Annotated in this window: 19 protein-coding genes; 5 read left to right on the top strand and 14 right to left on the bottom strand. The window is 55.7% G+C overall.

Translation table 11 applies throughout. The features are described from left to right. Position 1: 1 nt before the first annotated feature. From wecB to trxA, 5 genes are all read right to left on the bottom strand, one after another. Positions 2-1,126, bottom strand: a complete 1,125-nt coding sequence (wecB, locus tag KVT28_RS18655; RefSeq protein ID WP_101763773.1) for a non-hydrolyzing UDP-N-acetylglucosamine 2-epimerase — start codon at positions 1,124-1,126, stop codon at positions 2-4. Positions 1,127-1,136: 10 nt separating this feature from the next. Further along, positions 1,137-2,186 carry an ECA polysaccharide chain length modulation protein gene (gene wzzE / locus KVT28_RS18650; RefSeq protein WP_217549625.1) on the bottom strand — a complete coding sequence of 350 codons (1,050 nt, stop codon included), beginning with the start codon at positions 2,184-2,186 and terminating at the stop codon, positions 1,137-1,139. Between the two features lie 34 nt (positions 2,187-2,220). After that, complete coding sequence (gene wecA, locus KVT28_RS18645) at positions 2,221-3,294, bottom strand: UDP-N-acetylglucosamine--undecaprenyl-phosphate N-acetylglucosaminephosphotransferase (RefSeq protein ID WP_101763775.1); 1,074 nt, start codon at positions 3,292-3,294, stop codon at positions 2,221-2,223. Positions 3,295-3,572: 278 nt separating this feature from the next. Further along, positions 3,573-4,832, bottom strand: a complete 1,260-nt coding sequence (gene rho / locus KVT28_RS18640) for a transcription termination factor Rho (RefSeq protein WP_008105744.1) — start codon at positions 4,830-4,832, stop codon at positions 3,573-3,575. A 345-nt stretch (positions 4,833-5,177) separates the two neighbouring features. Continuing rightward, positions 5,178-5,510 carry a thioredoxin TrxA gene (gene trxA / locus KVT28_RS18635; protein ID WP_008105741.1) on the bottom strand — a complete coding sequence of 111 codons (333 nt, stop codon included), beginning with the start codon at positions 5,508-5,510 and terminating at the stop codon, positions 5,178-5,180. Positions 5,511-5,627: 117 nt separating this feature from the next. Here trxA and rhlB point away from each other — a divergent pair, with 117 nt between their 5' ends. Further along, the gene (rhlB, locus tag KVT28_RS18630) at positions 5,628-6,923 is read left to right on the top strand and encodes an ATP-dependent RNA helicase RhlB (RefSeq protein WP_101763776.1); all 1,296 of its coding nucleotides are present in this window, start codon (positions 5,628-5,630) and stop codon (positions 6,921-6,923) included. A gap of 7 nt (positions 6,924-6,930) precedes the next feature. Beyond that, positions 6,931-8,415: a guanosine-5'-triphosphate,3'-diphosphate diphosphatase gene (gene gppA / locus KVT28_RS18625; RefSeq protein ID WP_217549623.1), complete on the top strand. Its 1,485-nt coding sequence runs from the start codon at positions 6,931-6,933 to the stop codon at positions 8,413-8,415. A gap of 210 nt (positions 8,416-8,625) precedes the next feature. Here the strand turns inward: gppA and rep are convergent, their stop codons facing one another. Further along, on the bottom strand, positions 8,626-10,647 hold the full coding sequence (rep, locus tag KVT28_RS18620; RefSeq protein WP_137384900.1) for a DNA helicase Rep: 2,022 nt from the start codon (positions 10,645-10,647) through the stop codon (positions 8,626-8,628). Between the two features lie 72 nt (positions 10,648-10,719). On the opposite strand from rep, the gene ppiC reads away from it, so the two are divergent. Continuing rightward, entirely contained in the window at positions 10,720-11,001 is a 282-nt protein-coding gene (gene ppiC / locus KVT28_RS18615) for a peptidylprolyl isomerase PpiC (protein WP_008105734.1), read from the top strand. Here the strand turns inward: ppiC and KVT28_RS18610 are convergent, their stop codons facing one another. Both KVT28_RS18610 and pdeH read right to left on the bottom strand, forming a co-directional pair. After that, the gene (locus tag KVT28_RS18610) at positions 11,002-13,062 is read right to left on the bottom strand and encodes an AsmA family protein (protein WP_137384898.1); all 2,061 of its coding nucleotides are present in this window, start codon (positions 13,060-13,062) and stop codon (positions 11,002-11,004) included. A 61-nt stretch (positions 13,063-13,123) separates the two neighbouring features. After that, positions 13,124-13,897 (bottom strand): cyclic-guanylate-specific phosphodiesterase, encoded by a 774-nt coding sequence (gene pdeH / locus KVT28_RS18605; protein ID WP_101763780.1) that lies wholly within the window; start codon positions 13,895-13,897, stop codon positions 13,124-13,126. Positions 13,898-14,179: 282 nt separating this feature from the next. Between pdeH and KVT28_RS18600 the strand changes: the two genes are divergently transcribed. Continuing rightward, positions 14,180-15,109, top strand: a complete 930-nt coding sequence (locus KVT28_RS18600) for a sugar kinase (RefSeq protein ID WP_101763781.1) — start codon at positions 14,180-14,182, stop codon at positions 15,107-15,109. Between the two features lie 398 nt (positions 15,110-15,507). Next, the gene (locus tag KVT28_RS18595; protein ID WP_137384896.1) at positions 15,508-16,380 is read left to right on the top strand and encodes an alpha/beta hydrolase; all 873 of its coding nucleotides are present in this window, start codon (positions 15,508-15,510) and stop codon (positions 16,378-16,380) included. A gap of 3 nt (positions 16,381-16,383) precedes the next feature. Here KVT28_RS18595 and KVT28_RS18590 read toward each other — a convergent pair whose 3' ends face one another. From KVT28_RS18590 to bcsE, 6 genes are all read right to left on the bottom strand, one after another. After that, positions 16,384-17,892 carry a pitrilysin family protein gene (locus KVT28_RS18590; RefSeq protein ID WP_101763783.1) on the bottom strand — a complete coding sequence of 503 codons (1,509 nt, stop codon included), beginning with the start codon at positions 17,890-17,892 and terminating at the stop codon, positions 16,384-16,386. A gap of 245 nt (positions 17,893-18,137) precedes the next feature. Continuing rightward, positions 18,138-19,418, bottom strand: a complete 1,281-nt coding sequence (locus tag KVT28_RS18585) for a dicarboxylate/amino acid:cation symporter (RefSeq protein ID WP_101763784.1) — start codon at positions 19,416-19,418, stop codon at positions 18,138-18,140. 228 nt (positions 19,419-19,646) lie between these two features. After that, a complete protein-coding gene (gene hmsP / locus KVT28_RS18580) occupies positions 19,647-21,659 on the bottom strand; it encodes a biofilm formation regulator HmsP (RefSeq protein ID WP_217549664.1) in 2,013 nt (670 codons plus the stop codon). A gap of 540 nt (positions 21,660-22,199) precedes the next feature. Continuing rightward, on the bottom strand, positions 22,200-23,831 hold the full coding sequence (gene bcsG, locus KVT28_RS18575; protein ID WP_101763785.1) for a cellulose biosynthesis protein BcsG: 1,632 nt from the start codon (positions 23,829-23,831) through the stop codon (positions 22,200-22,202). Beyond that, the gene (locus KVT28_RS18570; RefSeq protein WP_101763786.1) at positions 23,824-24,012 is read right to left on the bottom strand and encodes a cellulose biosynthesis protein BcsF; all 189 of its coding nucleotides are present in this window, start codon (positions 24,010-24,012) and stop codon (positions 23,824-23,826) included. Before KVT28_RS18570 ends, bcsG begins: the two co-directional genes overlap by 8 nt. Beyond that, complete coding sequence (gene bcsE / locus KVT28_RS18565) at positions 24,009-25,559, bottom strand: cellulose biosynthesis protein BcsE (RefSeq protein WP_217549621.1); 1,551 nt, start codon at positions 25,557-25,559, stop codon at positions 24,009-24,011. The genes KVT28_RS18570 and bcsE overlap by 4 nt, the downstream gene beginning before the upstream one ends. Positions 25,560-25,569: the final 10 nt, after the last annotated feature.

Here is a 25,569-nt window from a genome sequence, read left to right as displayed (position 1 = left end):
GTTACACTCTGTGTTGTTTTAGGGCCTGCAAGATGCGCGCGCAGGCATGGCCATCGCCATACGGATTGTGCGCGCGACTCATTGCCTGCCAGGCTTCATCGTCTTGCAACAGCAGGCTGACTTCAGCGACAATTTTACTGATATCGGTGCCGACCAGTTTCACCGTGCCTGCCTCCACCGCTTCCGGACGCTCGGTGGTATCGCGCATCACCAGCACCGGTTTGCCTAATGACGGCGCTTCTTCCTGAATGCCACCGGAGTCGGTGAGAATCAGCCATGAGCGATTCATCAGCCAGACAAACGGCAGATACTCTTGCGGCTCAATCAGGATGATATTTTCGATGCCGCTGAGAATGCGGTTAACCGGCTCGCTGACGTTGGGATTGAGGTGCACGGGATAGACAATTTGCACCTGCGGATGCTGGCGCGCGATTTGCGCCAGCGCACTGCAAATGCGTTCAAAGCCGTCGCCAAAACTTTCGCGGCGATGACCCGTAACCAGAATGAGTTTTTTGTCAGCGTCGAGGAACGGATAGCGCGCGGCGAGGCGGGCATTGAGATCGGCATCGTCCAGCACGCGATCACGCACCCACAGCAGCGCATCAATCACCGTGTTGCCCGTCACGAAAATGCGCGCATCCGGCAGATTCTCGCGCAGCAGATTTTGTCGCGAATTTTGCGTGGGCGTGAAGTGATAACTGGCGAGATGGCCGGTGAGCGTGCGATTGGCCTCTTCCGGCCACGGCGACATCAGGTTGCCGGTACGCAATCCCGCTTCTACGTGACCCACCGGAATCTGGTGATAAAACGCCGCCAGGCTGGCCGCAAACGTGGTGGTGGTATCGCCGTGCACTAACACCACATCCGGCTGGAAATCAGCGAGTACGGTTTTCATGCCCTGCAGTATGCGGCTGGTGATCTCCGTCAGCCCTTGCTCCGGGCGCATGATATTCAGATCATAATCAGGCTGCAGCTGGAACAAACGCAGCACCTGGTCGAGCATTTCACGATGTTGTGCGGTGACGCATAGGCGTGACTCGAACGCAGCATCCTGCGCCAGCGCCTGCACCAGCGGAGCCATTTTGATCGCTTCAGGACGCGTGCCAAATACCGTCAGAACTTTCACGTGGCTTCTCTTAATGGCTCGTTGCTAACGTTGAACGCGGACGACGCATCAGCGCCACTCCCGCACCGACCAGCGCGCCAATTACGCCCCACATGATCATCATAAACAGGCGGCGCGGACTATCGCGCGACACCGGCTCTTCCGGGGTGCGCAAATAGCGGTAAGTCTGAAATTGTTTATCCAGACGCGGACCGGCCTGCAGCGTACTCAGCATCGCTTTGTTTTGATCATAGCTTAAATCGTAAGCAGGCCCGCTGGCTTGTAAAGTGTCGAGTTGCGCCTGCAGCATTTGCTGACCCAGCAGGAAACGATCGCTGTCTGGCAGCGCTTCGCCGGTTGCCGGCGCGCGGTTCTCTTTAATCCCCTGCTCGCTCGCCACTTTCAGCGCCTGCTCGATGCGCTGACGTTGACGTTCAAATACCGCCTGCGCCACTTCCTGCTGGCGGTTAACCTGCGACGCCAGCTGCACGCTGCGCGCCTGCCAGGCGCCTTTCAGCTCCGCATTAAGATGACGCGCCGCACGCTCGCTGGCGTAGGCAATATATTGACGCAGCAGATTGTTAGCATCGCTGGCGGTTTCGGCCACCAGCTTAATGTTATCTAAGATATTGCGCGCCGGGTCGGCAGCGGTGAACTGAATGTTGGTGATCAGGTCGTCGAGCAGCGCCGCATCGTTGTGCGCGTTACCGCTTTTGCGGCTTTTGAAGTATTCGGTCTGCTGCCAGAAATCACGGCGCGTATCCCATGATGCCAGCTGCATGGTGAACTCCTGATAAACCTCATCCATCACGGTCGGCGCTGGCGAACTGAGATTGAGCGTATTGGTGCGCACATCCAGATTATTGAGGAATTGCTGCTGTACGAAGAAATCACCCAGCATATTGACCGTTGGACGATCGGTCACCGCCGTGGTGCTCCACGCCTGCTTCATTAACATCGATGCTAACCAGGCAACCAGCGCAAACAGCAGCGCCAGACCGATAATCCAGCGTTTACCACGCCAGAGTGTGCAGCCAAGGCCACGTATATCCAGTTCGTTCTCCACAACGACAGAGGTCATAACAAAATCCTTATCAGGGTACTTTCTGGGTAATTTATTTTTTATCTTCGCTGCTTTGCCAGCGACGTTTAATGCGACGGATTTTGCGCGCCACGCGCCATGCGTGTTTCAGGCAATAGCCATAAAGGAGGAATGCCATCATGAACAGCACCAGCATCACCCATTCCGGGATGAAAGCCAGATACTCGCCGAGCACACCAATACCCGCCAGAAGCGCGGCGGCGACGGTAATCAGCAGGAACGCCTGACGTGACGTGAATCCGGCGCGCATAATTAAATGGTGGATGTGCTGGCGGTCAGCGGAAAACGGGCTCATGCCTTTGCGCAAACGGCGATACATAATCGCCACCATATCCATCAGCGGAATCGCGATCAGCCACAGCGCGGTGACGGGCGTGATCGGATGGCTCAGGCCTTGGGTGGTTTCCAGCAGAATCCAGATGATGGTGAAACCGATCATGGTGCTACCGGCATCGCCCATAAACACTTTGTAGCGACGGCCAATCAAGCCGAGATTAAGCAGGATATAAGGAATGGTGGCGGCGATCATCGCGAAGCACCACATGGCGAGGCTGGTCTGGCCGTCGAAATAGAGAATGATGCCGATGGCGGCGAAAGTGACGCTGGAGAGGCCGCCAAGCAGGCCATCAATCCCATCCACCATATTGAACGCATTGATGGCGGCCCATACGGCGAATAGCGTCAATACGTAGCCAAAGGGACCGACAATTAACTCAACCGGCCCGATAATGAAGCCCAGACTGAGCAAATAGAGTTTGGCGCCGACCATCATCACGATGGCAACCGCCGCCTGCACCAGCGCACGAATTTTAACGCTGATATCGAAGCGATCGTCCAGTGCGCCAACCAGCACCAATACGCCCGCGCAACTCAGATACAGCATCGCGTGCGGCAAATAATAATTTGAGATGGCAAAAGCGAAGCAGATTCCCGCGTACACGGAAATGCCGCCAACTAACGGAATGGCGCCATGGTGCCTTTTTCTGGAGTTTGGTGTGTCCACAAGCCCAATTTTTTTAGCTGCTTTGCGAGCAAAAAACAGGAACACTAAAGTAAAAAGAAAAACTAAACCAAGCTCAGTACTCATAGTGAGTAAATTCACGTTAATGCTCTCAGCTAAAATCGTGGACAACAATATGCAAAACACCCGCCATTGCCGTATATCCCTATTCCGAATTCTGCTACAGAAAAGTCTGATTGCTGAAAAAACAAACGAATCTCTGTCACAGTCAATATAAAAGCTTCCTGACTGCGCTAATCCTAATGCCCATAAATAAAAAACGCCACGTTAAGACGTGGCGTTAGCAATATTTCCTGGCAAATTGTGCGAATCACCGCTTGGCTTAGCGATTCGCCATTCGCAACTTAGGAACGCTTCATCATATCGAAGAATTCGTCGTTGGTTTTCGTCATGGCCAGTTTGTTGATGAGGAACTCCATCGCGTCGATTTCACCCATTGGATGGATGATTTTGCGCAGAATCCACATCTTCTGCAGCTCTTCCTGCGTAGTGAGCAGCTCTTCTTTACGGGTACCGGAACGATTGTAGTCAATCGCTGGGAATACACGCTTCTCGGCGATTTTGCGCGAGAGGTGCAATTCCATGTTACCTGTACCTTTAAACTCTTCGTAAATCACTTCGTCCATCTTCGAACCGGTATCAACCAGCGCGGTCGCGATGATGGTCAGGCTGCCGCCCTCTTCCACGTTACGTGCCGCACCGAAGAAACGCTTTGGACGATGCAGGGCGTTGGCATCCACACCACCGGTCAGCACTTTACCTGATGCTGGAACCACGGTGTTGTAGGCACGCGCCAGACGCGTGATGGAGTCAAGCAGGATGATCACATCTTTCTTGTGCTCAACCAGGCGCTTGGCCTTCTCGATCACCATCTCAGCAACCTGCACGTGACGTGACGCTGGCTCATCAAAGGTCGAAGCGATCACTTCACCTTTAACCAGACGCTGCATCTCGGTCACTTCTTCCGGACGTTCGTCAATCAGCAGCACCATCAGCAGGCAATCTGGATAGTTGTAGGCGATGCTCTGCGCGATGTTCTGCAGCAGCATGGTTTTACCCGCTTTCGGCGGCGCCACAATCAGACCACGTTGACCACGACCAATCGGAGAAGCCAGATCCAGCACGCGTGCGGTCAGATCTTCAGTCGAGCCATTACCGCGTTCCATACGCATACGCTTGCTGGCGTGCAACGGCGTAAGGTTTTCGAACAGAATCTTGTTACGCGCGTTTTCCGGCTTGTCATAGTTAACTTCATTAACTTTCAACAGCGCAAAGTAGCGTTCACCCTCTTTTGGCGGGCGAATCTTGCCAGAAATGGTGTCACCAGTGCGGAGGTTGAAGCGGCGGATTTGGCTGGGAGAGACGTAGATATCATCGGGACCGGCGAGGTAGGAACTATCTCCAGAACGGAGGAAACCAAATCCGTCCTGCAATATCTCCAGCACACCATCACCAAAGATGTCTTCGCCGCTTTTTGCGTGCTGTTTCAGGATAGAGAAAATAATATCCTGCTTGCGCATACGCGCCTGGTTTTCCAGCCCCATATTTTCGCCGAGGGTAATCAGCTCAGAAACCGGCGTATTCTTTAATTCGGTAAGATTCATAGTGATGGGTTCTTAAACTCGGGGTAATTCTCGAAATGATTGTCGTGAGTGGTATGGCAAAAATTCCATGCCTGTTAATGGCTCTTTTTCAACTCAGCTCGACGATTATCGTCAGATGTGGCGATAGGAAACGAGGAGACAGTCGAAAGATGATGCCGAATGTGCTAGTCATCAGATTGCCAAACCACGATAACGTTCATTGCGAGTAGGGTCTGACAAGGGAAAACTTAGATGCAAACTACAAGGTAAGAGCGTAATGCAGTGAAATTAACTTAACACGCTTAAAGTGAGACGTCCAGCAGTGGCGAAAAAATTCACCACTGCCGAACAAACACCGCGCCGGGCTTAGGCCAGGTTGGCGTTCAGGAACTCTTTCAACTGTCCTTTAGACAGTGCGCCAACCTTGGTTGCCGCCACTTCACCGTTCTTGAACAGCAGTAGAGTTGGAATACCGCGGATGCCATATTTTGGCGCTGTACCCGGGTTGTCATCAATATTCAACTTAGCGATGGTAAGTTTACCTTCGTACTCTTCTGCGACTTCGTCGAGAATTGGGGCGATCATTTTGCAAGGACCACACCATTCAGCCCAGAAATCTACCAGAGTGACACCGTCTGCTTTCAGTACGTCTGTGTCGAAACTGTCATCGGTCAAGTGAACGATCTTATCGCTGCTCATGTTTAACTCCAAAAGATTGCGCCTGGCGAATTGGCGGAAATGATACCAACGTAGGTTGACTTTATTTCATCGGATACGCTTTCGTAAAGCGCTAGTAAGCTGATATTCTACCACACTATGAGCAAAACACACTTAACTGAACAGAAGTTTTCCGACTTCGCCCTGCACCCTCAGGTGGTAGAAGCCCTTGATACCAAAGGCTTTTCTAACTGCACGCCTATCCAGGCGCTCGCATTGCCTTTTACGCTTTCAGGGCGTGATGTTGCGGGTCAGGCGCAAACCGGTACCGGCAAAACGATGGCGTTCCTGACGTCAACGTTTCATTATCTTCTTTCTCATCCTGCCGCAGAAGGTCGCCAGCTCAATCAGCCACGTGCGCTGATCATGGCCCCGACGCGTGAGCTCGCCGTACAAATTCATGCCGATGCAGAACCGTTAGCCAAGGTCACTGGCTTAAAGCTGGGCCTGGCTTATGGTGGCGACGGCTACGATAAACAGCTGAAAGTGCTGGCTGATGGTGTCGATATTCTGGTGGGCACCACCGGACGTCTGATCGACTACGCCAAGCAGAACCATGTCAACCTGGGCGCGATTCAGGTTGTTGTGCTGGATGAAGCCGATCGCATGTTCGATCTCGGTTTTATTAAAGACATTCGTTGGCTGTTCCGCCGCATGCCGCCGGCCACCCAACGCCTGAGTATGCTGTTCTCTGCAACCTTGTCTTACCGCGTGCGTGAACTGGCGTTTGAGCACATGAACAACGCCGAATACGTGGAAGTGGAACCCGAGCAGAAAACCGGCCACCGTATTAAAGAAGAGCTTTTCTACCCTTCAAATGAAGAGAAAATGCGCTTGCTGCAGACGCTGGTAGAAGAAGAGTGGCCAGATCGCGCCATTATCTTTGCCAATACCAAGCACCGCTGTGAAGACATTTGGGGCCATCTGGCTGCCGATGGTCATCGCGTAGGTCTGCTGACGGGTGATGTGGCGCAGAAAAAACGTCTGCGTATCCTCGATGACTTCACCAAAGGCGATGTGGATATCCTGGTTGCCACCGACGTCGCGGCACGGGGTTTGCACATTCCTGCCGTCACGCATGTGTTCAACTACGATCTGCCTGACGATCGCGAAGACTACGTTCACCGTATCGGTCGTACTGGCCGCGCGGGTGCCAGCGGTCACTCCATCAGCCTGGCGTGCGAAGAGTACGCGCTGAACCTGCCGGCAATCGAAGAGTATATTGGTCACGGTATTCCGGTCAGCAAGTACAACAGCGATGCGCTGATGAGCGAACTGCCACCGCCGAAACGTCTGCAACGCAGCCGCTCGGGTAACGGCCCACGCCGTGGCGGGAACAACAGTAACCGTCGGAGCGGCGCGCCGCGCAATAGCAACCGTAAACGTTCGGGTTAAGCACACCATGCTAAGCGCATCGTCACTTTATGCAGCGATTGATTTAGGTTCTAACAGCTTTCATATGTTGGTGGTGCGCGAGGTGTCTGGCAGCATTCAGACCGTCGCGCGGATAAAGCGCAAAGTGCGTCTGGCGGCTGGCCTCGACAAAGCGAATCACCTCTCCGCTGAGGCGATGCAACGCGGCTGGCAGTGCCTGAGGTTGTTCTCCGAACAGCTGCAGGATATTCCTCCGGAACAAATCCGCGTGGTGGCAACCGCCACGCTGCGCTTTGCCGAAAATGCGCAGGATTTCCTCACAACGGCTGAACACATTCTTGGCTGCGCGGTGAATGTCATCAGCGGCGAAGAGGAAGCACGCCTGATTTATCAGGGCGTAGCGCATACCACCGGCGGTTCCGATCAGCGTTTAGTGGTCGATATCGGCGGTGGCAGCACCGAACTGGTGACTGGCGAAGGTTCACATGCCACCACGCTGTTCAGCTTGTCGATGGGTTGCGTAACCTGGCTTGAACGCTACTTCAGCGACCGTCATCTGGCCAAAGAGAATTTCGAGCAGGCCGAACTGGCCGCGCGCGAGATGATCCGTCCGGTGGCCGCTGCGCTGCGCGAAAAAGGCTGGCAAATCTGCGTCGGAGCGTCGGGCACCGTACAAGCGTTGCAGGAAATTATGATGGCGCAGGGCATGGATGAGCGCATCACCCTTAGCAAACTGCAACAACTGAAACAGCGCGCGATTCAGTGCGGCAAGTTGGAAGAGCTGGAAATTGAAGGATTGACGCTGGAGCGCGCCTTAGTGTTCCCGAGCGGTTTATCGATTCTCATCGCTATCTTCCAGGAACTCAGCATTGAAGGCATGACGCTAGCCGGCGGCGCACTGCGCGAAGGTTTAGTGTATGGCATGCTGCATCTGCCGGTGGATCGTGATATCCGCAGCCGCACATTGCAGAACGTGCAGCGTCGTTTTGCCATTGATATTGACCAGGCCGGTCGCGTACGTCAGTTGGCGGAGAGTTTCTTCCGTCAGGTGAGCAGCAGTTGGAAGCTGGATAACCGATGTCGCGATCTACTCCTTAGCGCCTGTTCTATCCACGAAATTGGCCTGAGCGTCGATTTCCGCCAGGCACCGCAACACGCCGCTTACCTGATTCGTCATCTCGATCTTCCTGGCTTCACTCCCGCGCAGAAAAAAATGCTGGCTTGCCTGCTGCAGAACCAAAGCGGCAGCATCGATTTAGCCTTGCTGACCCAGCAAAACGCCGTACCGCCGCGCATGGCGGAGCGTTTAAGTCGTTTGCTACGCTTAGCGATTATCTTCTCAAGTCGTCGTCGCGATGACACTTTGCCTGCCGTGCGTTTACAGGCGGATGATGATGCACTGCATTTGACGTTGCCGGCCGGTTGGCGCGAAGCGCATCCGCTGCGTTCTGAGCTGTTAGAGCAGGAGAGTCATTATCAGTCCTACGTGCACTGGTTACTGACGATTTCCTGATTGGGATTGCGCTGGCTGTCCCCCATCCCGACCTTCCCCCGCCCGCGGGGGAAGGAGATGCTGCCACATGCAGCTCCATCACTAACATGTGGCAGCATCTTCCTCCCCCATTCATGGGGGAGGACCGAGGAGGGGGACTGCGAGCACGGACCGAGGAGGGGGACTGTGAGCACGGACCGAGGAGGGGGACTGCGAGCACGGACCGGGAACTCAACCCTTCTTCGCATTCTCCAGCATCGCTCTCAATCCAGCGACGCGCGTCTGCCCGGTCTTCACGCGCTCTTCGGCGCTCACCACTTTTTTCTCGCGCTCCCATACTACATCGTCCTGCGGCAACTCCAGCAGGAAGCGACTCGGTTCCGGGCGCATCAGCTCGCCATACTGGCGGCGTTCCCGGCACAGCGTAAAGGTCAGCTCTTTCTGCGCTCGCGTAATCCCCACGTAAGCCAGACGCCGCTCTTCCTCAATGTTGTTCTCATCGATGCTGCTCTGGTGCGGCAATAACCCCTCTTCCATGCCAACCAGATAGACATACGGGAACTCCAGACCTTTCGAGGCGTGCAACGTCATCAGCTGCACCTGATCGAGCTCTTCGTCGCTCTCACCGCGCTCCATCATGTCGCGCAGCGTAAAGCGCGTCACCACCTGCGCCAGCGTCATCGGCTCGTTCAGCTCATCGCCTTCCAGCATCTCGGTCATCCACTGGAACAGCAGGTTAACGTTCTTCATGCGCATCTCAGCGGCTTTCGGGCTGGGCGAGGTTTCAAACAGCCAGCTTTCGTAGTCGATGCCGCGAATCAGATCACGCACCGCATTCACCGGCTCGCGTTCGGTCAGCTGGACGATTTCACTCAGCCAGTGCGTAAAGCGCTGCAGATGCTCCAGTCCGCGCCCGCTCAGCGTTTGCTCCAGCCCCATATCGAAGCTGGCGTTATACAGGCTTTTATTGCGCAGGTTGGCCCATTCGCCCAGCTTCTGCAGCGTTGCCGGACCAATCTCACGGCGAGGCGTATTCACGATACGCAGAAACGCGCTGTCATCTTCCTGATTGGTCAGCACGCGCAGATAAGCCAGCAAATCTTTGATTTCCGGACGAGAAAAGAACGACGTGCCGCCCGAGATACGATACGGAATACGGTTCTGCATCAGCTGCTTCTCGAACACGCGTGACTGATGATTGCCGCGATAAAGAATGGCGTAATCTTTATAGGCGGTTTTGTTGATGAAGTGATGCGCGATCAATTCGCCCGCCACGCGTTCCGCTTCGTGGTCTTCGTTATTCGCGCTCAGCACCTTCAGCTCGCTGCCCTGCCCCAACTCTGAGAACAGGCGCTTCTCAAATACGTGCGGATTGTTGGCGATAAGGATGTTGGCCGATTTCAGGATGCGCTGCGTCGAGCGATAATTTTGCTCCAGCTTCACCACTTCCAGCGCCGGGAAATCCTGCTGCAGCAGCACCAGGTTTTGCGGACGCGCGCCACGCCACGAGTAAATTGACTGATCGTCATCGCCCACCACGGTAAAGCGCGCGCGCGCACCCACCAGCAGCTTCACCAGCTCATATTGGCTGGTGTTGGTGTCCTGATACTCATCCACCAGCAGATAGCGGATGCGCTGCTGCCAGCGTTCGCGCACTTCCTGATTGCGCTGCAGCAGTAGCGTGGGCAGCGCGATTAAGTCGTCGAAATCCAGCACGTTGCAGGATTTCAGGTGTTGGTCATACAGCTGATAACAGTGAGCAAAAATCTGGTCGCGCTGCGATTGCGCCAAACCCGCGGCGCCCTGCGGATCGACCAGATCGTTCTTCCAGTTGGAGATGGTGGAAATTAGCTGCTGTAACAGCGTCTTGTCCTCTTCCAGCCACTGTTTGGTCAGGTCTTTAAGCAAGGCCAGCTGATCCTGATCGTCGAACAGCGAGAAGCTGGCTTTCATTCCCAGCGCCTTGTATTCGCGTTTAATGATCTCCAGTCCCAGCGTATGAAAGGTGGAAATCATCAGGCCGCGTGCCTCTTTACGCCCCAACGTCTGCGCCACGCGCTCTTTCATCTCGCGCGAGGCTTTATTGGTAAAGGTTACGGCGGCGATATGGCGCGCCTGATAGCCACATTCGCGGATCAGGTGGGCGATTTTGTTGGTGATCACGCGGGTTTTACCCGAGCCAGCACCGGCCAGCACCAGACAAGGACCGGTGACAAATTCGACAGCTCGTTGTTGGCCGGGGTTTAAACGCATAACGGAATTCGCTCAGTTGAATCAAAAGAAAGGAGGTTATAATGGCCGGATTATACACATTAGGACTTCATCATGGCGAAAACCGCGGCGGCTTTACATATCCTCGTGAAAGAGGAAGCGCAGGCCAAATCCCTGCTGGCGCAACTTGAGAAAGGGGCGAACTTCCAGCAGCTGGCAAAGAAACACTCTACCTGCCCATCCGGACGCAACGGCGGTGATTTGGGTGAGTTCCGTAAAGGACAAATGGTACCGGCATTTGATAAGGCGGTCTTCTCCTGTCCGCTGCTACAGCCTTACGGACCGGTGAAAACCGCCTTTGGTTACCACATCATCAAAGTGCTGTGGCGTAACTGATCACTTCTGATTCTTCATCTGCTGCAGCACATTACTGCACTGATTGTCGTCAGTATCGCTAGGCGAAATCAGTGCGATCAACGCGGCGGCGGGAGCAACCACCGCCCCGAGCGCCACTGCTGCGGCACCGCGTGCAATCAGCGGTCCGGCTTTCACCCCGGCATCCGGATTTTTAAAGGTGCCGCGCACATACAGCGGCGAACGCAGCGTGATGATGCGAATCCCTTTACTCTCCGGATTGATCGACAAGTCCATGCGTTCATTCGCGAAATTAACGTTGCCGGTCACGTTGATCACCGCGTTCTCGGTATCCAGCAGGAACAGTTTCGGCGTCGCTAAGCCCTGACGAATATTCATATCGGTCGCCGCGCAGTTGATCTTCACTTCATCATCGCCGAACAGCTTACCCACCACATAGTTACCGACGTTCAGTCCGGCAATCTCCATCAGGCTGCGACTGATCAGGCCATCATTCATCAATAGCTTCAGTTCGCCATTGCTGGTGCCGAGCAGATCCGCCACCGAATTGCCGGTGCCGCTCAGCGAGGCATCGCCGTTGAGCTGGCCCAAACTGTTCTGCATCGCCGTGACATCCGGGAACAGCTGACGCAGACGCAGCTTACGCGCGTGCAAATCGGCGCGTCCGCGCATCGGGCTGCGATCGCCTTCCAGATGAATGGTGGAGTTAATGCTGCCGCCGGCCATACCGAAGCGCAGCGGATCGAGCAACAGGTCGCCGTTTTTCAGCTGCAGATGCGTATAGAGATCGCTGAGCGGCAGCTTGCTGCTGTGTTCAATGCGCTTGCCGCTGAACTTCACATCCGCATCCATCACGTCCCAGCTCTTGGTATCAAACTTGTCGTGTGGCAACACGCGATCGGCGGGCTGCGATGAGGCTTCGCCGCGCTGCGCTTTGGCCTGCTGCGTTTTCTCGCTGCCTTTGCCGGAGTTGACGCCAATCAGCGGCCCCAAATCTTCCATCCGCAGCTGGTTCGAGGTCAATTCACCGGTCAGCGTTGGACGCGGTTTGCCCTGACGATAGGTGAGCGAGCCGTGAATATCGCTGTCGCCGATGTGGCCGTTAAACTTCTCGTAGCGGAATAGCGGCCCTTTCGCCTCATTGAAACGCGCAATCAAATGGCCGTCAGTTTCATAGGGCGGCGTATCGGGCAGCAGCACGCCGGTCAGGCCATACAGATTGGCCAGCGTATCGCCCGCGAAGCGCAGGCGCACATCAAGTCCGCCAAGATTGAGCGGATCCTGCAAGGTACCGTCAATACGTACACGCGTGGTGCCATTACGCACATCCACCTGCAGCGGGAACGGCGTGGTTTTACTGCGCAGCGATAACATGCCGCCAATTTTGCCGTCGCCATCCAGCTTCTGATTGTTGTAGGTGCCGTTCGCCTGCCAGCCAAAGACAAAATCACCCGCGCCTTTCTGCTGATCGTCACCGCCCGCCACTTGGGCGTAGGGCACCGGTTTGCCCAGCGGATTGATGGTCACTGTGACATCGGCTTTATTGACGGCGTCGCGATAGCGCACTTGTCCCTGATCGAACAGGATGTTGTCGAGGCGGAAGGACCAGGCAGAAGGCGCGGCGTTAGCATCGCTGTTCTGGCTGCTGGCGAGATCAAAGGTCCAGTTATTCTTTTTGTCTGCGGTTTGCACCAGCCGCGCATCCGGCTTTTGCATCTTGATCCACGGCAGGTAGATCTGCTGATGCAGCAGCGCCAGCGGCGCAATGGTGGCTTCAACCCGCTGCAGATGAACCATGGTGACATCAGGAATAGAGGGCGGATTGCCGAGCATCACATCATCGGCATGCACCTGCGGCCACGGCACCCAGCTGCGCCAGCCAGGTTCTTCACGGTTGCGAACCCAGGCCACGCCGAGATCGCCGCGAATCGCGAAAGGTCGGTTCAGTTCGGCTGAAACTTTTTGATTAATCGTTGGTTTCAAGCGGTTCCAGTCAAAGGTGGCGATGAGCACCACAATCACTACAACCAATAACAAAAAAATCCCGAACACCCAGCTCAGGATCTTTCGAGTACGTGACATATTGCTTCCTCCTTGCCCTTCCACGTCTGACTAAGGATAGTCGAGACGCCGCGGAACGGGATCAGGGAAGCTCAAGTGCCATACGTTCCAGCTCGCTGAATGGCACCGGACGCGAGAAGAAGTAGCCCTGCGCCGCCATCGCTGGCGAGCTACGCACCTGTTGCCACTCCTCTTCGGTTTCCACGCCTTCAACGATGACGCCGTTGCAGTAACGGTTAATCAACGCCAGCAGCATCGAGAACATCGAGCGGCCTTCATCGCTGGCGCGCAGCAGCATAAACAGCTCGCGCGAGAGTTTGATGTAGTCGTAACGCAGTTCGGTCAGCGCGGAGAAGTTCGCCATGCCAGAGCCAAAATCATCCAGCCACAGCGGCCCGAGTTCCGGCATCTTCGCCACCATCTCTTCCTGTGGCAGCGCATGATGCTCCGTTAGCTCGAAGCGCACCCACGGCAGCTGCGCAATCAGCGTGCGAATCGACTCATGCTTCTCAATCTCCATCAGCGTTGGACCGTCGATATTAACCGACGCCACCAGCTGACGCTGATTGAAAAACGCTGACCATGTTATCAGCAGCTCGAGTTGTTCCTGGACGACACCAAGCCGCTGCGCGATAGTCAGTGCTTCAAAATAGTCTTCGGGCGACAGCCTTTTTTCTGGCGCGGAGGGATGGGTAACCGCCGTCAGTAATTCAATAGCCAGCATGCGGCCTGAGACCTGGTAAATCGGCTGGAAAGTATAGAATCGTTGGCACTGCTGCCAGAAGAGACGCGTTTCCTGTTGTTGCTCCAATTCATTTGAAACAGGCAGCCGATGACTCAAATTCTTCATCACCATGGTTTTTTCCTGGTTGGTGTTGAGTGCCTGCAAATAGCATCTCAGCGGCAAGTATCGGCGATCGCCGGGATAACTTTATCAATCTCGTTAGTCCCATGAAGAGTTGAGTGTAACAGCGTGCTTCGCACTTAATCGGCAAAACAAAACGCGCTTTGGCCGCTAAATCACCGTGGCGCAGGCGGTTTGCTGCCTTAAGTTAAATCAAAACATCGTTTTAAAAACCATTGACGACTGCCATACCAGACGCGAGACTAAGGCAGAATTCACTACAGGCTGAAGACCATGACGCAGAAGAAAATCGCTATTATTGGCGAATGCATGATTGAGCTGTCCGAGAAAGGTGAGAACATCAAACGCGGTTTTGGCGGCGATACGCTGAACACGGCGGTGTATCTGGCGCGTCAGTCAGATAAACAGCTGCGTGTCGATTATGTCACCGCACTCGGCACCGACAGTTTCAGTGACCAGATGATCGCCGCCTGGCAGCAGGAAAATGTCGAAACCGCGCTGGTTCAGCGCCTCGACAATAAAATGCCGGGTTTGTACTTCATCGAAACCGACGACCACGGCGAGCGGACCTTCTGGTACTGGCGCAACGACGCCGCCGCCCGTTTCTGGCTGGACAGCGCGCAAGCGGACGCGATTTGCCAGCAGCTGGCGCACTATGATTATCTCTATTTGAGCGGCATCAGCCTGGCGATTCTGCCTGCGACCAGTCGCGAAAAACTGATGACGCTGCTTAGCGCCTGTCGTCAGAACGGTGGCAAGGTGATTTTCGATAACAACTATCGTCCGCGTCTGTGGGCCGATAAAGCCAGCGCTCAGCAGGCGTATGCCGAGATGCTGCGTCATACCGACATGGCATTTCTGACGCTCGACGACGAAGATTTGCTGTGGGGCGAGCAGCCGCTGGATGCGGTGATTGCTCGCACACGCGCTGCGGGCGTGCAGGAAATTGCCATCAAACGCGGTGCGGACTCCTGTCTGGTGGCGGTTGGCGATGAGCCGCTGCGCGAGGTCGCCGCCATCAAGCTGGCGAAAGAGAAAGTGATCGATACCACCGCGGCTGGCGACTCCTTCAGCGCTGGTTATCTGGCGGTGCGTTTAGCCGGAGGAAGCGCCGAAGATGCCGCCGCACGCGGTCATCTCACCGCCAGCACGGTGATCCAGTATCGCGGGGCGATTATCCCGCTCAGCGCGATGCCGAAATGACTTAACCACCTGCACCAACCGTAGCGGCGCAATTGATTGCGCGATGAATCGCGCCGCTACAAATCTCTGCGCCATTCATTACCTGTGCTAACCAACCCGCCCGCGCAGTTTGCCTTAACGCAGCATTTTTCCCTGCCAATTTCCGCTAACGACCTGACTCATCCACTTCTGTAACAAAAACGGTATTACTTCTTCACTCGCGCTAATCAGATCGATTTAAATTCAATGTGTTATGGCAGGAAATCTGGCCGCCAGGCATAGTCCGAAACTGGCGAAATCGGCGGTTTTCGGCTGGACGCCAGCAGCAAAAAAGACCATGTTTTAATCAACAACAGCAGGACGCTGTTACTCCGGCCGCGAAAAAAATAACGACAACATGACTCGCTCAGGACTGACTTATGCACACAGAAATCATCAATATCTGGCCACACGGTGATGCGCCAGGCGCGAGCGATTCGCGCGCTCAGCCGCAGATCGTCGATCTCGCCAAAGAGTATGAACCTTATGACCGCGCCGCCACCGGCGTGCGCTGCCCGGAAATTGCCATCTGGCATCCGGAAACCTCGAACGGCATCACGCTGCTGGTCGCGCCGGGCGGCGGTTATCAGCGGGTATTGATCGACCGCGAAGGCAGCGCGCTTGCCACTTTCTTCACGTCAATGGGCTACACGCTGGCGGTGATGACGTATCGCCTGCCGTATGACGGTCACCATGAAGGTCCAGACGCGCCGCTGGCCGATGCGCAGCGTGCGGTGCGCGTGCTGCGTGAACGTGCGCAGCGCGGGCTGAACGGCAAATATATCGTGATGATGGGCTTCTCGGCGGGTGGACACGTTGCCGCCAGCCTCGGCACCCGCTTTGGCGAGAAACTCTATCCGGTGCAGGATCAAGCCGACAGCTTCACACCGCGCCCGGATGCGATGGTGCTGCTCTATCCGGTGATCAGCATGCGTGAAGGTCTGGCGCATGAAGGTGCACGCACCCGCTTGCTCGGCGCATGGCCGGATCAGAAGATGGTTGATGCTTATTCGCTGGAGACGCGCGTACACGCACAAACGCCACCGACGCTGCTGATTCACGCTTCCGATGATGAATCGGTTTCGGTGAACAACAGCATGGTGTTCTTCAGCGCGCTGCGTGAGCACAAAGTGCCGGTGGAGATTCACTTCTACCAGAAAGGCGGCCACGGATTTGGTATCCGTGGCGTGGCAGATTTACCGCTCGCCAGTTGGCCGATGCTGGTAACCGAATGGCTACGTGCTAAGACCTAATGTTTAGGATGATGGCGCGGTCTGATCCGCCGCGCCTGCGCTGTTATCCGGTTTCACTTCTTCCGGGCTCGCGGGTACCGCTGGCGGTTCGGGTAGCTTCATCACTTTATCCCAGCTTTCCTGCAGCATCTTCACGTTGGTCTCGGCTTCACCCTGCGGCTGAATCAGCACCATGGTCAGCTCCTGCGACAGTTGCTGGCGCAGTTCCTGATTTAGCTGATCGCGCGTCATCTCGCTGAGGAAGGTTTGACGCAGCTTCTGATACTGCTCAGGCGCAATGTCCACCACCGCGTTTTGCTGCGAGCGCAGACGCTGGCCCATCAGAATATCGGTGTCGGTGCGGGCGTATGTGGCAAACAACTTGTTGAGCTCCAGCAGCTTCTGCGCCATCAGCGCATCAAACTCCTCCTGCGGTAACCCTTTGTCGCGCACCGCCGCCAGCTCTTTCGCCACCTGATTCATATTCTGCGGCAAAGAGGCATTCGGGCTGTCCATGTTGATCGAGCACTGCGCACGTTGATAGAGCACGCGGCAATCGAAGCCAACCTGCACGCTTTGCGCTTTGCTGTCAGCCAGCGCGCGCTGCACATGCCAGAACAGCGCTTCACGCGCTAAATCGCTCTGCCAGTAGCGCTGCAAATTTTGCGAATCACGAATCGGCTGCCATGCGGTGTCCCACACCAGCGACAGGCGATCCTGATTCATGCCGCCATTCACCAGATTCACCGGCTGATGCGGCAGCGGTGACAGCGTCGGTAGCGCGGCAGGTGCGACACGCTTGCCTTTCAGCGGCGCAAAAGCTTTGTTGATTTGCTCCGCCATGCTGCGGCTATCGACGTTACCTACCACATAGAGTGTCATGCCGTCGGGCGTGTACCACTGCTGATAGAAGCTGTTGAGCTGTGCGATATCCACCGGCGCGCGCGGTTGCTCGCCGGGATCGTGCGCCAGCATCGCCGAGCCTTTCAGGCGATAGCGCCACCACACATCCTGCGTATTGGCAGGCCAGGTGGCAATCGGATCGGTCGCCATTAATGCGGTAGAAACCACCTGCTCATTAATCGTCATTTTCCCGGCGGTCGCCGCCAGCCAGCTGAGCGCTTCTTTCAGCAGATCAGGGCGGTTATTCGGCAAGCTCAGGTTGTATTGGGTGTAATCGTACGACGAAATAGCGGGTGGCAGCGGACGTTGCGGATCCATGGCTTGCTGCCACAGCGCACGTTGCTGATTGGTGTCCAGCGTGGCGTTATGCACCATCGCTAAACGCGGTAAAAGATGGCTATAGCCGGTTTGTTGCGCACTCTCCACCAGCGAACCGGTGTTAACAATCAGGCGCAGCTCAATACGATCGCTTGGACGTTGTGGTGTGGTTAGCAGCTGCCAGCTAAAACCATTGTCCAGTTTGCCTTCCTGCCAGGCGGGATCGGGTTGGAGCGTCTCGGCGTGCACGCCAAAACCGGACGCTGCCAGTAGCAATCCGCCAACCAAAAGCCGAATTCTGGTGCCCTGCATGTGAACCCCTACTCAAACAGATCAACGCTCGTTAGCGCGGCATGTTCGGTCACATCTGGGGTGACCGGCGCGGCATTGTGCCGCCACGTTTATTTAATAACAGACTCTTTGACCACGAGAAGGTCAGGATGTCGCGCAACGAGGCAAAAAATCGGGAAAAAAATCAATGGGGTTTATTATGCAAATGCCCGCTGTCAGGGCAAGCGACAGCGGGCATTTCTCGGCAAATTAACGCAAATAGCAGGTTATGCGGCGGTTTCTGGTGCGTTATTCACCTTTTTCCCGGCAGAAAGCGTCGCATTCAGTTGTTTCTCATCCAGTTGGCCGACCCACTTCGCCACCACGATGGTCGCCACGCCGTTGCCCACCAGATTGGTCAGCGCACGCGCTTCGGACATAAAGCGGTCGATACCGAGAATCAGCGCCAGGCCCGCAACCGGTAAATGTCCCACCGCTGACAAGGTCGCCGCCAGCACGATAAAGCCACTGCCGGTTACACCCGCTGCGCCTTTTGAGGAGAGCAGCAGCACCACTAACAGCGTGATTTGGTGGAACACATCCATATGCGCGTTGGTCGCCTGAGCGATAAACACCGCCGCCATGGTGAGGTAAATCGAGGTGCCATCCAGGTTGAAGGAGTAGCCGGTTGGAATCACCAGCCCCACCACCGATTTCTTACAGCCCAGCTTCTCCATCTTATCCAGCATGCGCGGCAGCGCAGACTCGGAAGATGACGTGCCCAGCACAATCAGCAGCTCTTCTTTGATGTAGGCGACAAATTTAAAGATGTTGAAGCCAGCGAAGCGTGCAATCAGCCCCAACACCACCACCACGAACAGCACGCAGGTGATATAGAAGCAGATGATCAGCTGCCCCAACTGCACCAGCGAGCCGACGCCATATTTACCGATGGTGAAGGCCATCGCCCCGAAGGCACCGATTGGCGCGAGACGCATAATCATGTTGATCACGCCGAAGATCACTTTCGAGAAGCTCTCAATGACGTTGAACATCACGGTGCCGGCGCTGCCCAGGCGATGCAGGGCGAAGCCGAACAGGATAGCGAACAGCAGCACTTGCAGAATGTTGCCGCTGGCAAAGGCACCAATGACGCTATTCGGGATCACATCCAGCAGGAAGGCGACCACACCTTGCTGCTCCGCCTGCTGCGCGTAAACCGCGACTGCTTTAGCATCCAGCGTGGCTGGATCAACGTTCATGCCCACGCCAGGCTGCACCACGTTAACCACCACCAAACCGATGATCAGCGCGATGGTGCTGACTACTTCAAAGTACAGCAGCGCCACTGCGCCCGTACGTCCAACGGCTTTCATGCTCTCCATGCCGGCAATACCGGTCACCACCGTACAGAAAATCACGGGGGCGATGATCATCTTGATCAACTTAACGAAACCATCGCCAAGCGGCTTCATTTGCGCGCCTAACTCAGGATAGAAGTGGCCCAACAGGACGCCGATGCCGATGGCAACCAGTACCTGAAAATAGAGGCTTTTTAAGATTTTCATAACAGGTGTCCAGTAAGACGGTTCGCACCGCCATTGTTGTGGAGAACGCATGCGGCAAGCCGCCAGAAGCGTAAAACCTTACCGATGGCGAGGAAAATAACACCCTGTTAACAAGATTAATATCCCCTACTATTCCTTACAAAAGTTACAAAACTCTAACTATGAACTGAAACGCTTCAGCACAGCGATCCGCTACAATTTTGTAAGGAAAATCAATAACCAAGGTGATTATTCAGGGAGTTGCGAGCTATTGAGCCAGCGTTGGTTAAAGATGTGGAGCGGCAGCGCTTCAGCGTATAAGTAGCCTTGCCCTATAGTAATTCCGCGCGCCAGCAGCCAGTCGCGCTGCTCGGCGGTTTCCACACCTTCGGCGATGACGTCGAGGTGAATGATGTCGGCAATCGCCGCCACGATGCGCACCATGGTGTCGTCATCCGGCAGCGCGGCGACGAAGCTGCGATCCATTTTCAGCTTATTTACCGGCAGCGCTTTGAACTGATGCAGATAGTTGAGGTTGGAGTAGCCCATTCCGAAATCATCGAGCGCTACCGCCACGCCGGTTTGCTGCAGCAAGCGCAATAGCGCAATCGCCTGTTCGGCATCGCCAATCTGCGCGGTTTCGGTGATTTCCAATACGAAGTTGCCCGGCGCGATGCGATGGCGCTCCAGCAAGCCCTGCAAATGGCTGACCATGCTGGCATCACGCAGCTGCACCGCCGAGATATTGACGCTGAGCGGGATGTTAATGCCCTGCTTCTGCCAGCCGGCCAGAATGCGGCAGGCTTCTTCAAACACCCAGCGGCCAATGGCCGAGATCACGCCAATCTCTTCGGCGCTGGCAATAAACTCTTCCGATAATCCGTAGCTGCCATCCGGCATGCGCATGCGCAGCAGCGCTTCGGCACCGGCCAGCTCGCCGGTTTCCATATTGATTTGTGGCTGGAGATAGAGGGCAAACTGCTCGTCCTGCAGACCTTGCAAGATGTCGTGTTCCTGCGTTAAACGCTTTTGCGCCCGCTCGGTAAGCGCCGGATCGAAGAACAGAATCTGGTTTTTGCCCTGATGCCGCGCCGACATCATCGCCGAGGTTGCGCGATCGAGCTGTTCGCTGGCCGAGATGCTGCTCTCTTCGTGCAGCGCCAGGCCAATGCTGGCGTTCGGACGCAGCTGCAGCTGTTGCAGGTTCACCGGCTGATTAATGCGAATCATCAGGTTACGCGCCAGGCGCATGGCGCGGAACGGATTGTGCGCGCGTTTCATCAGCAAGGCGAAGTCGCTGGGCCCGGTTTGCGCCAGCAGTGAGTGATCGTCAACGGTGCTGCGAATCTTCTCCACCAGCGTCAGCATCAGCGTATCGCGCTGCTCATCGCTCAGTACGCCGTTGGCTTCCTGCAACGTTTCAATGCGAATCACCATCAAGCCCCACGCCTGACGATTGTGGCGATGGCTGATGTGCTGTTCGAGCAGCGCAAGGAACAGCGCGCGATTGGGCAGATCCGTAACGGCAAAATGCGTGGTCATGCGGCTCATTTCGTCGTGAATCGACTCCAGCACCTGCTGATTGCGGTTGTAGCTGCGGATCAACATGCCGATTTCATCATCGCGATGATTATTCGGCAGCTTCATTTTGTGGGTCAGAATCGCCTGCGGCGGCAGCTCCTGTAAATCACGCGAAAGATCGCGCAGCGGATGCACAATCAAGCGGTTGATACACCAGCTAATGGCGATCGAGAGAATCAGCGCCAGCAGCAGATAGGTGGTGATCATGGTGGATAACGTGCTGAGCAGGAACTGATAGACGCGGGAGGAATCAGCCTGTAGCACCAGATAGGCAATCGGCTTCGGCAAACCGGAACGCTCCACGGAATAGAGCGGCAGCGTGATTTGTACCGGCAGCTCAAACAGGCGTGCGACCCAGCGCGGCACCGGTTTTTCCGGCGCAAAATCGGCGTGCAGCGCCTGGAAGGCATTTGGCAACACCACATCGGCGCGCGATAAAATACCGGCCGGTTTCAGGGTATTAAGGATGCGTTCGGCTTGCGGTATATCGGCTTTGAGCACCGCTTCGGAGAGTGGCTGACGCACGGTGTGCGCCACATTTTCCATTTGCTGGGCGTAGTCAATCCTGCGCTGCTGCACAAAGTGAAAGAGCTGGATGACAATAAAGATGCAGATGGTCACCATCGCCACGGCGGAAACCGTCGCCATCTGCTTTATCGTTAGAGAACGACTGACGCGCAACAAAACTTCTCCAGGCCACCAAAGGCGTGTAATGAGATGAAATTCGCAGCGAGTATATCCCAGGTCACGCGTTTTTTTCGCCGGGATAAAGGCGAAAAATAAGCAAGTTTGGTTATTTATGAAGTGATTCGGAATTATGCAGGTTTTGACGCGCATTCAAGCGCGCCTGGCCGTCATGGATGACAACCCCATGAGATTTGTAGCGATTGCGAGTGAATAATACGCGTTAATGCTGCAGCGCGGGTGTTGAGGCGACATCCCGAGCCGCTGAGCGAATGAGGGATTCCAGGGCGAGCCGCATGGATGCGGCGAGAGGTGGCGCTGAGCAGGAGCGAATCGCCACCGGTCCGTCAGGAATCGTGAATGAGTGAAGGCACCGCGAAGCGGCGGGTTGGGCTGGCGCAAGGCCCGGGAGTGCAGAGGGCGCGGCCAGGCGTCCTCTGCTCGGTCGCCGCACGTAGGTGCTGCAACTGCCTCAGCACATGGCGAACGAAAGTCGCTCCGCGCTTAACTGAGCGGCATCACACCATTAATGGCGCCCTACTGCGGATACGGCACCCAATCGCCGCCGTTCAGGCGGATCCACGGTTTACCCTGATACATCATCACCACCGCGTTATCGTTCTCAGACACCACCGGCGTCTGCGGCAAATTATCGGTCAGCACCGACATATTAACGTTCGGCGCGTTAAATACCTGGCCATCCACCACGCGCGACACGATTTCCGAGATCGCCATCAGGCTGGTTGGCCTCTCCACGCTAAGCGGCTGGCCCTGATGCGGTGCTTTCATGCCAACAAACTTAATGCCGACCGGCACATGGGTGATATCCGGACTGGGGATATCACGCAATCCTGACATCTGCATCTTGTCGCCCTGCAGCGCCGCGCCGTGTTCCGGCACCACCAGCACCATCACGCGACGGCCCGACTTCTCCAGATTGGTCAGGAAGGCATCGAGCTGATCAAACAGCACTTTGGCGCGCGGCTGCCAGTCTGCGCTGCGCGTACTGCCCAACTCGCGCGTACCGTCATGCAGCGGAATCAGGTTATAGAAGGTCGCGGAGCGCGCATCGCTGCTCTTGGTGCGATCGTCGAGCCAGCGCTGCATCAGCTGCGCATCATTAAATACCGGCGAGCCATCAAATGACGTCACCTCCGGCGAGATGCCCGCCTGCGACATCAGCGGCGCCTGCAGATTGCCCTCTTCGCGTAGCTCTTTGAGATAGTTACCAAACACGCCGGTGTGATCCATCATCAATTGCTGCTTAAAGCCCAGCTTCGCCAGATTATCAAACAGATAGCAACGCTGATCGGTGGCTTTGTACAGATCGCTGTGCGAGCTCTGGCCGCAGCTGGCGCGCAGCAGACGAATCCCCGCCGGGCCGCTGTAACCGGTAGCAGAGTTGTAGTTGTTAAGCAGAATATCGAAGTGCTGCCACAGCGGATGATTACGCAGCTGCGCGACGTTCAAATCCGACCACGACAGCGAACAGATGTTGATCACCAGAATATCGAACGGCTGCGAATCAGCTGGCAAGGCGTCCGGGAAATGGGTCGCACGCTGGCGCTCGGCATCGTAAAAACGGTTGAGCCACGCGGTGAGGTTGGCGCTGGTTGGCGGCGCGGATTGATCGAGGCCATCTGGCGCTTTCGCCGCTGGCGTATCGTTGAGCTTCACCGTCGGCGTGGCGGCACTGTTCGGCAGTAAATTCATTGCCGGTCCGGCGATCGTCAGCACGTTGAGCCAGATCAGCATCAGCGACACCAGCACGGTGACGCGAATCCACTGCGCGATAAACAGATACAGCACCAGCAGTACAAAGCCCGCGCCAATCATCTCCCAGTTGATAAAGCGATTGGCAAGATCGAGCAGATAGCTGGGCGAGAAACCTGCCAGCTGGCTGCCCTGGCTCATAATCGAATTGAGTCCCGGCAGCCAGGTATCGTGCCAGAACAGCGCCACGCCAATCGGCAGCGAAATCCACTGACGCAAGCGATGCAGCCGCACGCCCGGCAGCGGGAACAGCAGCCACGCCAGAAACACCAGATTACTTAGCGCGTGAAAATTAAGGTAGCCGTACCACAGCAGCGCAAATTTGATCAGGAAGTAAAAGTTCCAGCCGCCGAGGCCTCGCCACCACGAACCGTGCATCGTAAATCTGTTATTCATGTTTATCCGTTTTATGGGTTTTGCGTTGCCACTGTCCTTCTGATCTCAATGCGCGCGTCGGCAGCAAACGCAGCAGCGGATTAGAGCCGCTACGCGCTCGTCCGCGCCCAAACAGTGATGTCAGGAACAGCAAAATCAGTAACAGCAGGATCGCCACCTGCACCCAATCCATCAGCGTCATTGGTGGCTTACTCCGTCGAGGTTGAGGGTAATCGGCTGCGGCGTTTGTGCCCCGCGCTCAGGCGCGGCGGTTTGCGTGCTGACTGGCGCAGCGGCCAGCGGCGTGGCCTGCCGGTCGCGCTGTGCCACCGGCGTCAGCTGACGAATTTTGTCCGCCTCCGACACGATCTGATTGTCTTCAAACCAGACGATACGATTGCTAAACAGCTCGTCGTGCGGCAGCGAGAAGATCGACTTCAGCGCGATATCCAAATCATTGAATCGGCATGAAGAGAGGAACAGATAGATGCGGTCGTTCACCAGCGTCACCAAATCGCCGAAGCGGCGCGGTTTACACAGCGTCAGAATCTGTTCAGGTTTCAGCTGCGGCACCGCGCGCAGCGCCACCATCAAGCCTTTGTCATTTTCCGGCAGCAGCGTGTTGGTCATCAGCTGCTGCACCGCCGCGCAAAATGCGTCCAGCGGTAGATAGCCTTTCTGCTGCAGCGGCTGCAGCGCCTGCATCAGGGTATTGAGATTGGCAGGCACATGGCGCGAGAACTGCTGCCCCTGAACCCCTTCCAGCGTGGTAAGAAAGCGCGACAGGCTGGCCGCGGTCGGCACAATGGCATTCAGGCCGCAGGCCAGCAGCAAACGCTCATCACTGTAGCGTAGCGTGGTACTGATTTCGCGCACCACAATCTTAAGCGCGCTACCGCGTGAGCGCCGCAAACTATGGACCATCGTTGCTAAAGAATTAATGTCTTGATTATGAACCAGAGTAAAGATGACCGTGGCGGCATTCGCCTGCTGCGCACGCGAGAACACGCTTTCATTATCGCTAAACAATTGCCATTGCGCCGAAAGCGGCGGCGCGCCTTCCAGCACACCTTCCTGAGCAAGGAATTGGTTTTCATCATTGCGGCTTAAGGGAATATTTTGTTCCGCTTGATTAACGGCAATAAATTGATTATCGACATAACTCAAACGGATAGCGCGGTCGGCCAGTAATTTATCTGCCGCATACCACCAGTTAATTCGATAATGCCAACTGTCCTGCTGAAACTCCAAATGTGCGAGACCATCAAGCTGGCGAAAATAACCTTGCAGATGATTACGCAGGTGAATTATTGACGTACCGGAGGTGATCATTAACAACGTAATTTGTTTTTTACATAACAAACGGCGCATGCGCTTAAGCCAGAAGCTTAACTCATCGGGCGATAATTTTCCCCACAGCGCGGCATTACTATAAAAAATCACCAGGCCACTGCGACTATTAAGCGCACGGGAAAAATCACTTTCAAGCTGCTTTAGGCTGCGTTTATTAGCCGGCAGTGAAAATAACGGCATACGCGCCGGACCGCCGATGGGATCGGGCGTCAAAAGCGCCTGCGGTTTCTCATCCGCACTGATGAGCGTAGCCGCCTTTTGTTGGCTAACTACCTGACGCAGCAGCGTTCGTGCATCATCCTGACGCTGGCTGGTAATCCAGTAAAACCCCGGATTCTGCAGAGTATTTAATTCCTGCTGAATCTGCTGCAGGCCAAGCGCATAATTTTTTTTCATATTTGATTCG

Source organism: Pantoea sp. GbtcB22 (genome assembly GCF_019091025.1).
GTDB classification, from domain to species: Bacteria; Pseudomonadota; Gammaproteobacteria; order Enterobacterales; family Enterobacteriaceae; genus Pantoea; species Pantoea leporis.
Note: the sequence above shows the minus strand (reverse complement) of the source record. Positions and strands in the feature narration are given on the sequence as shown.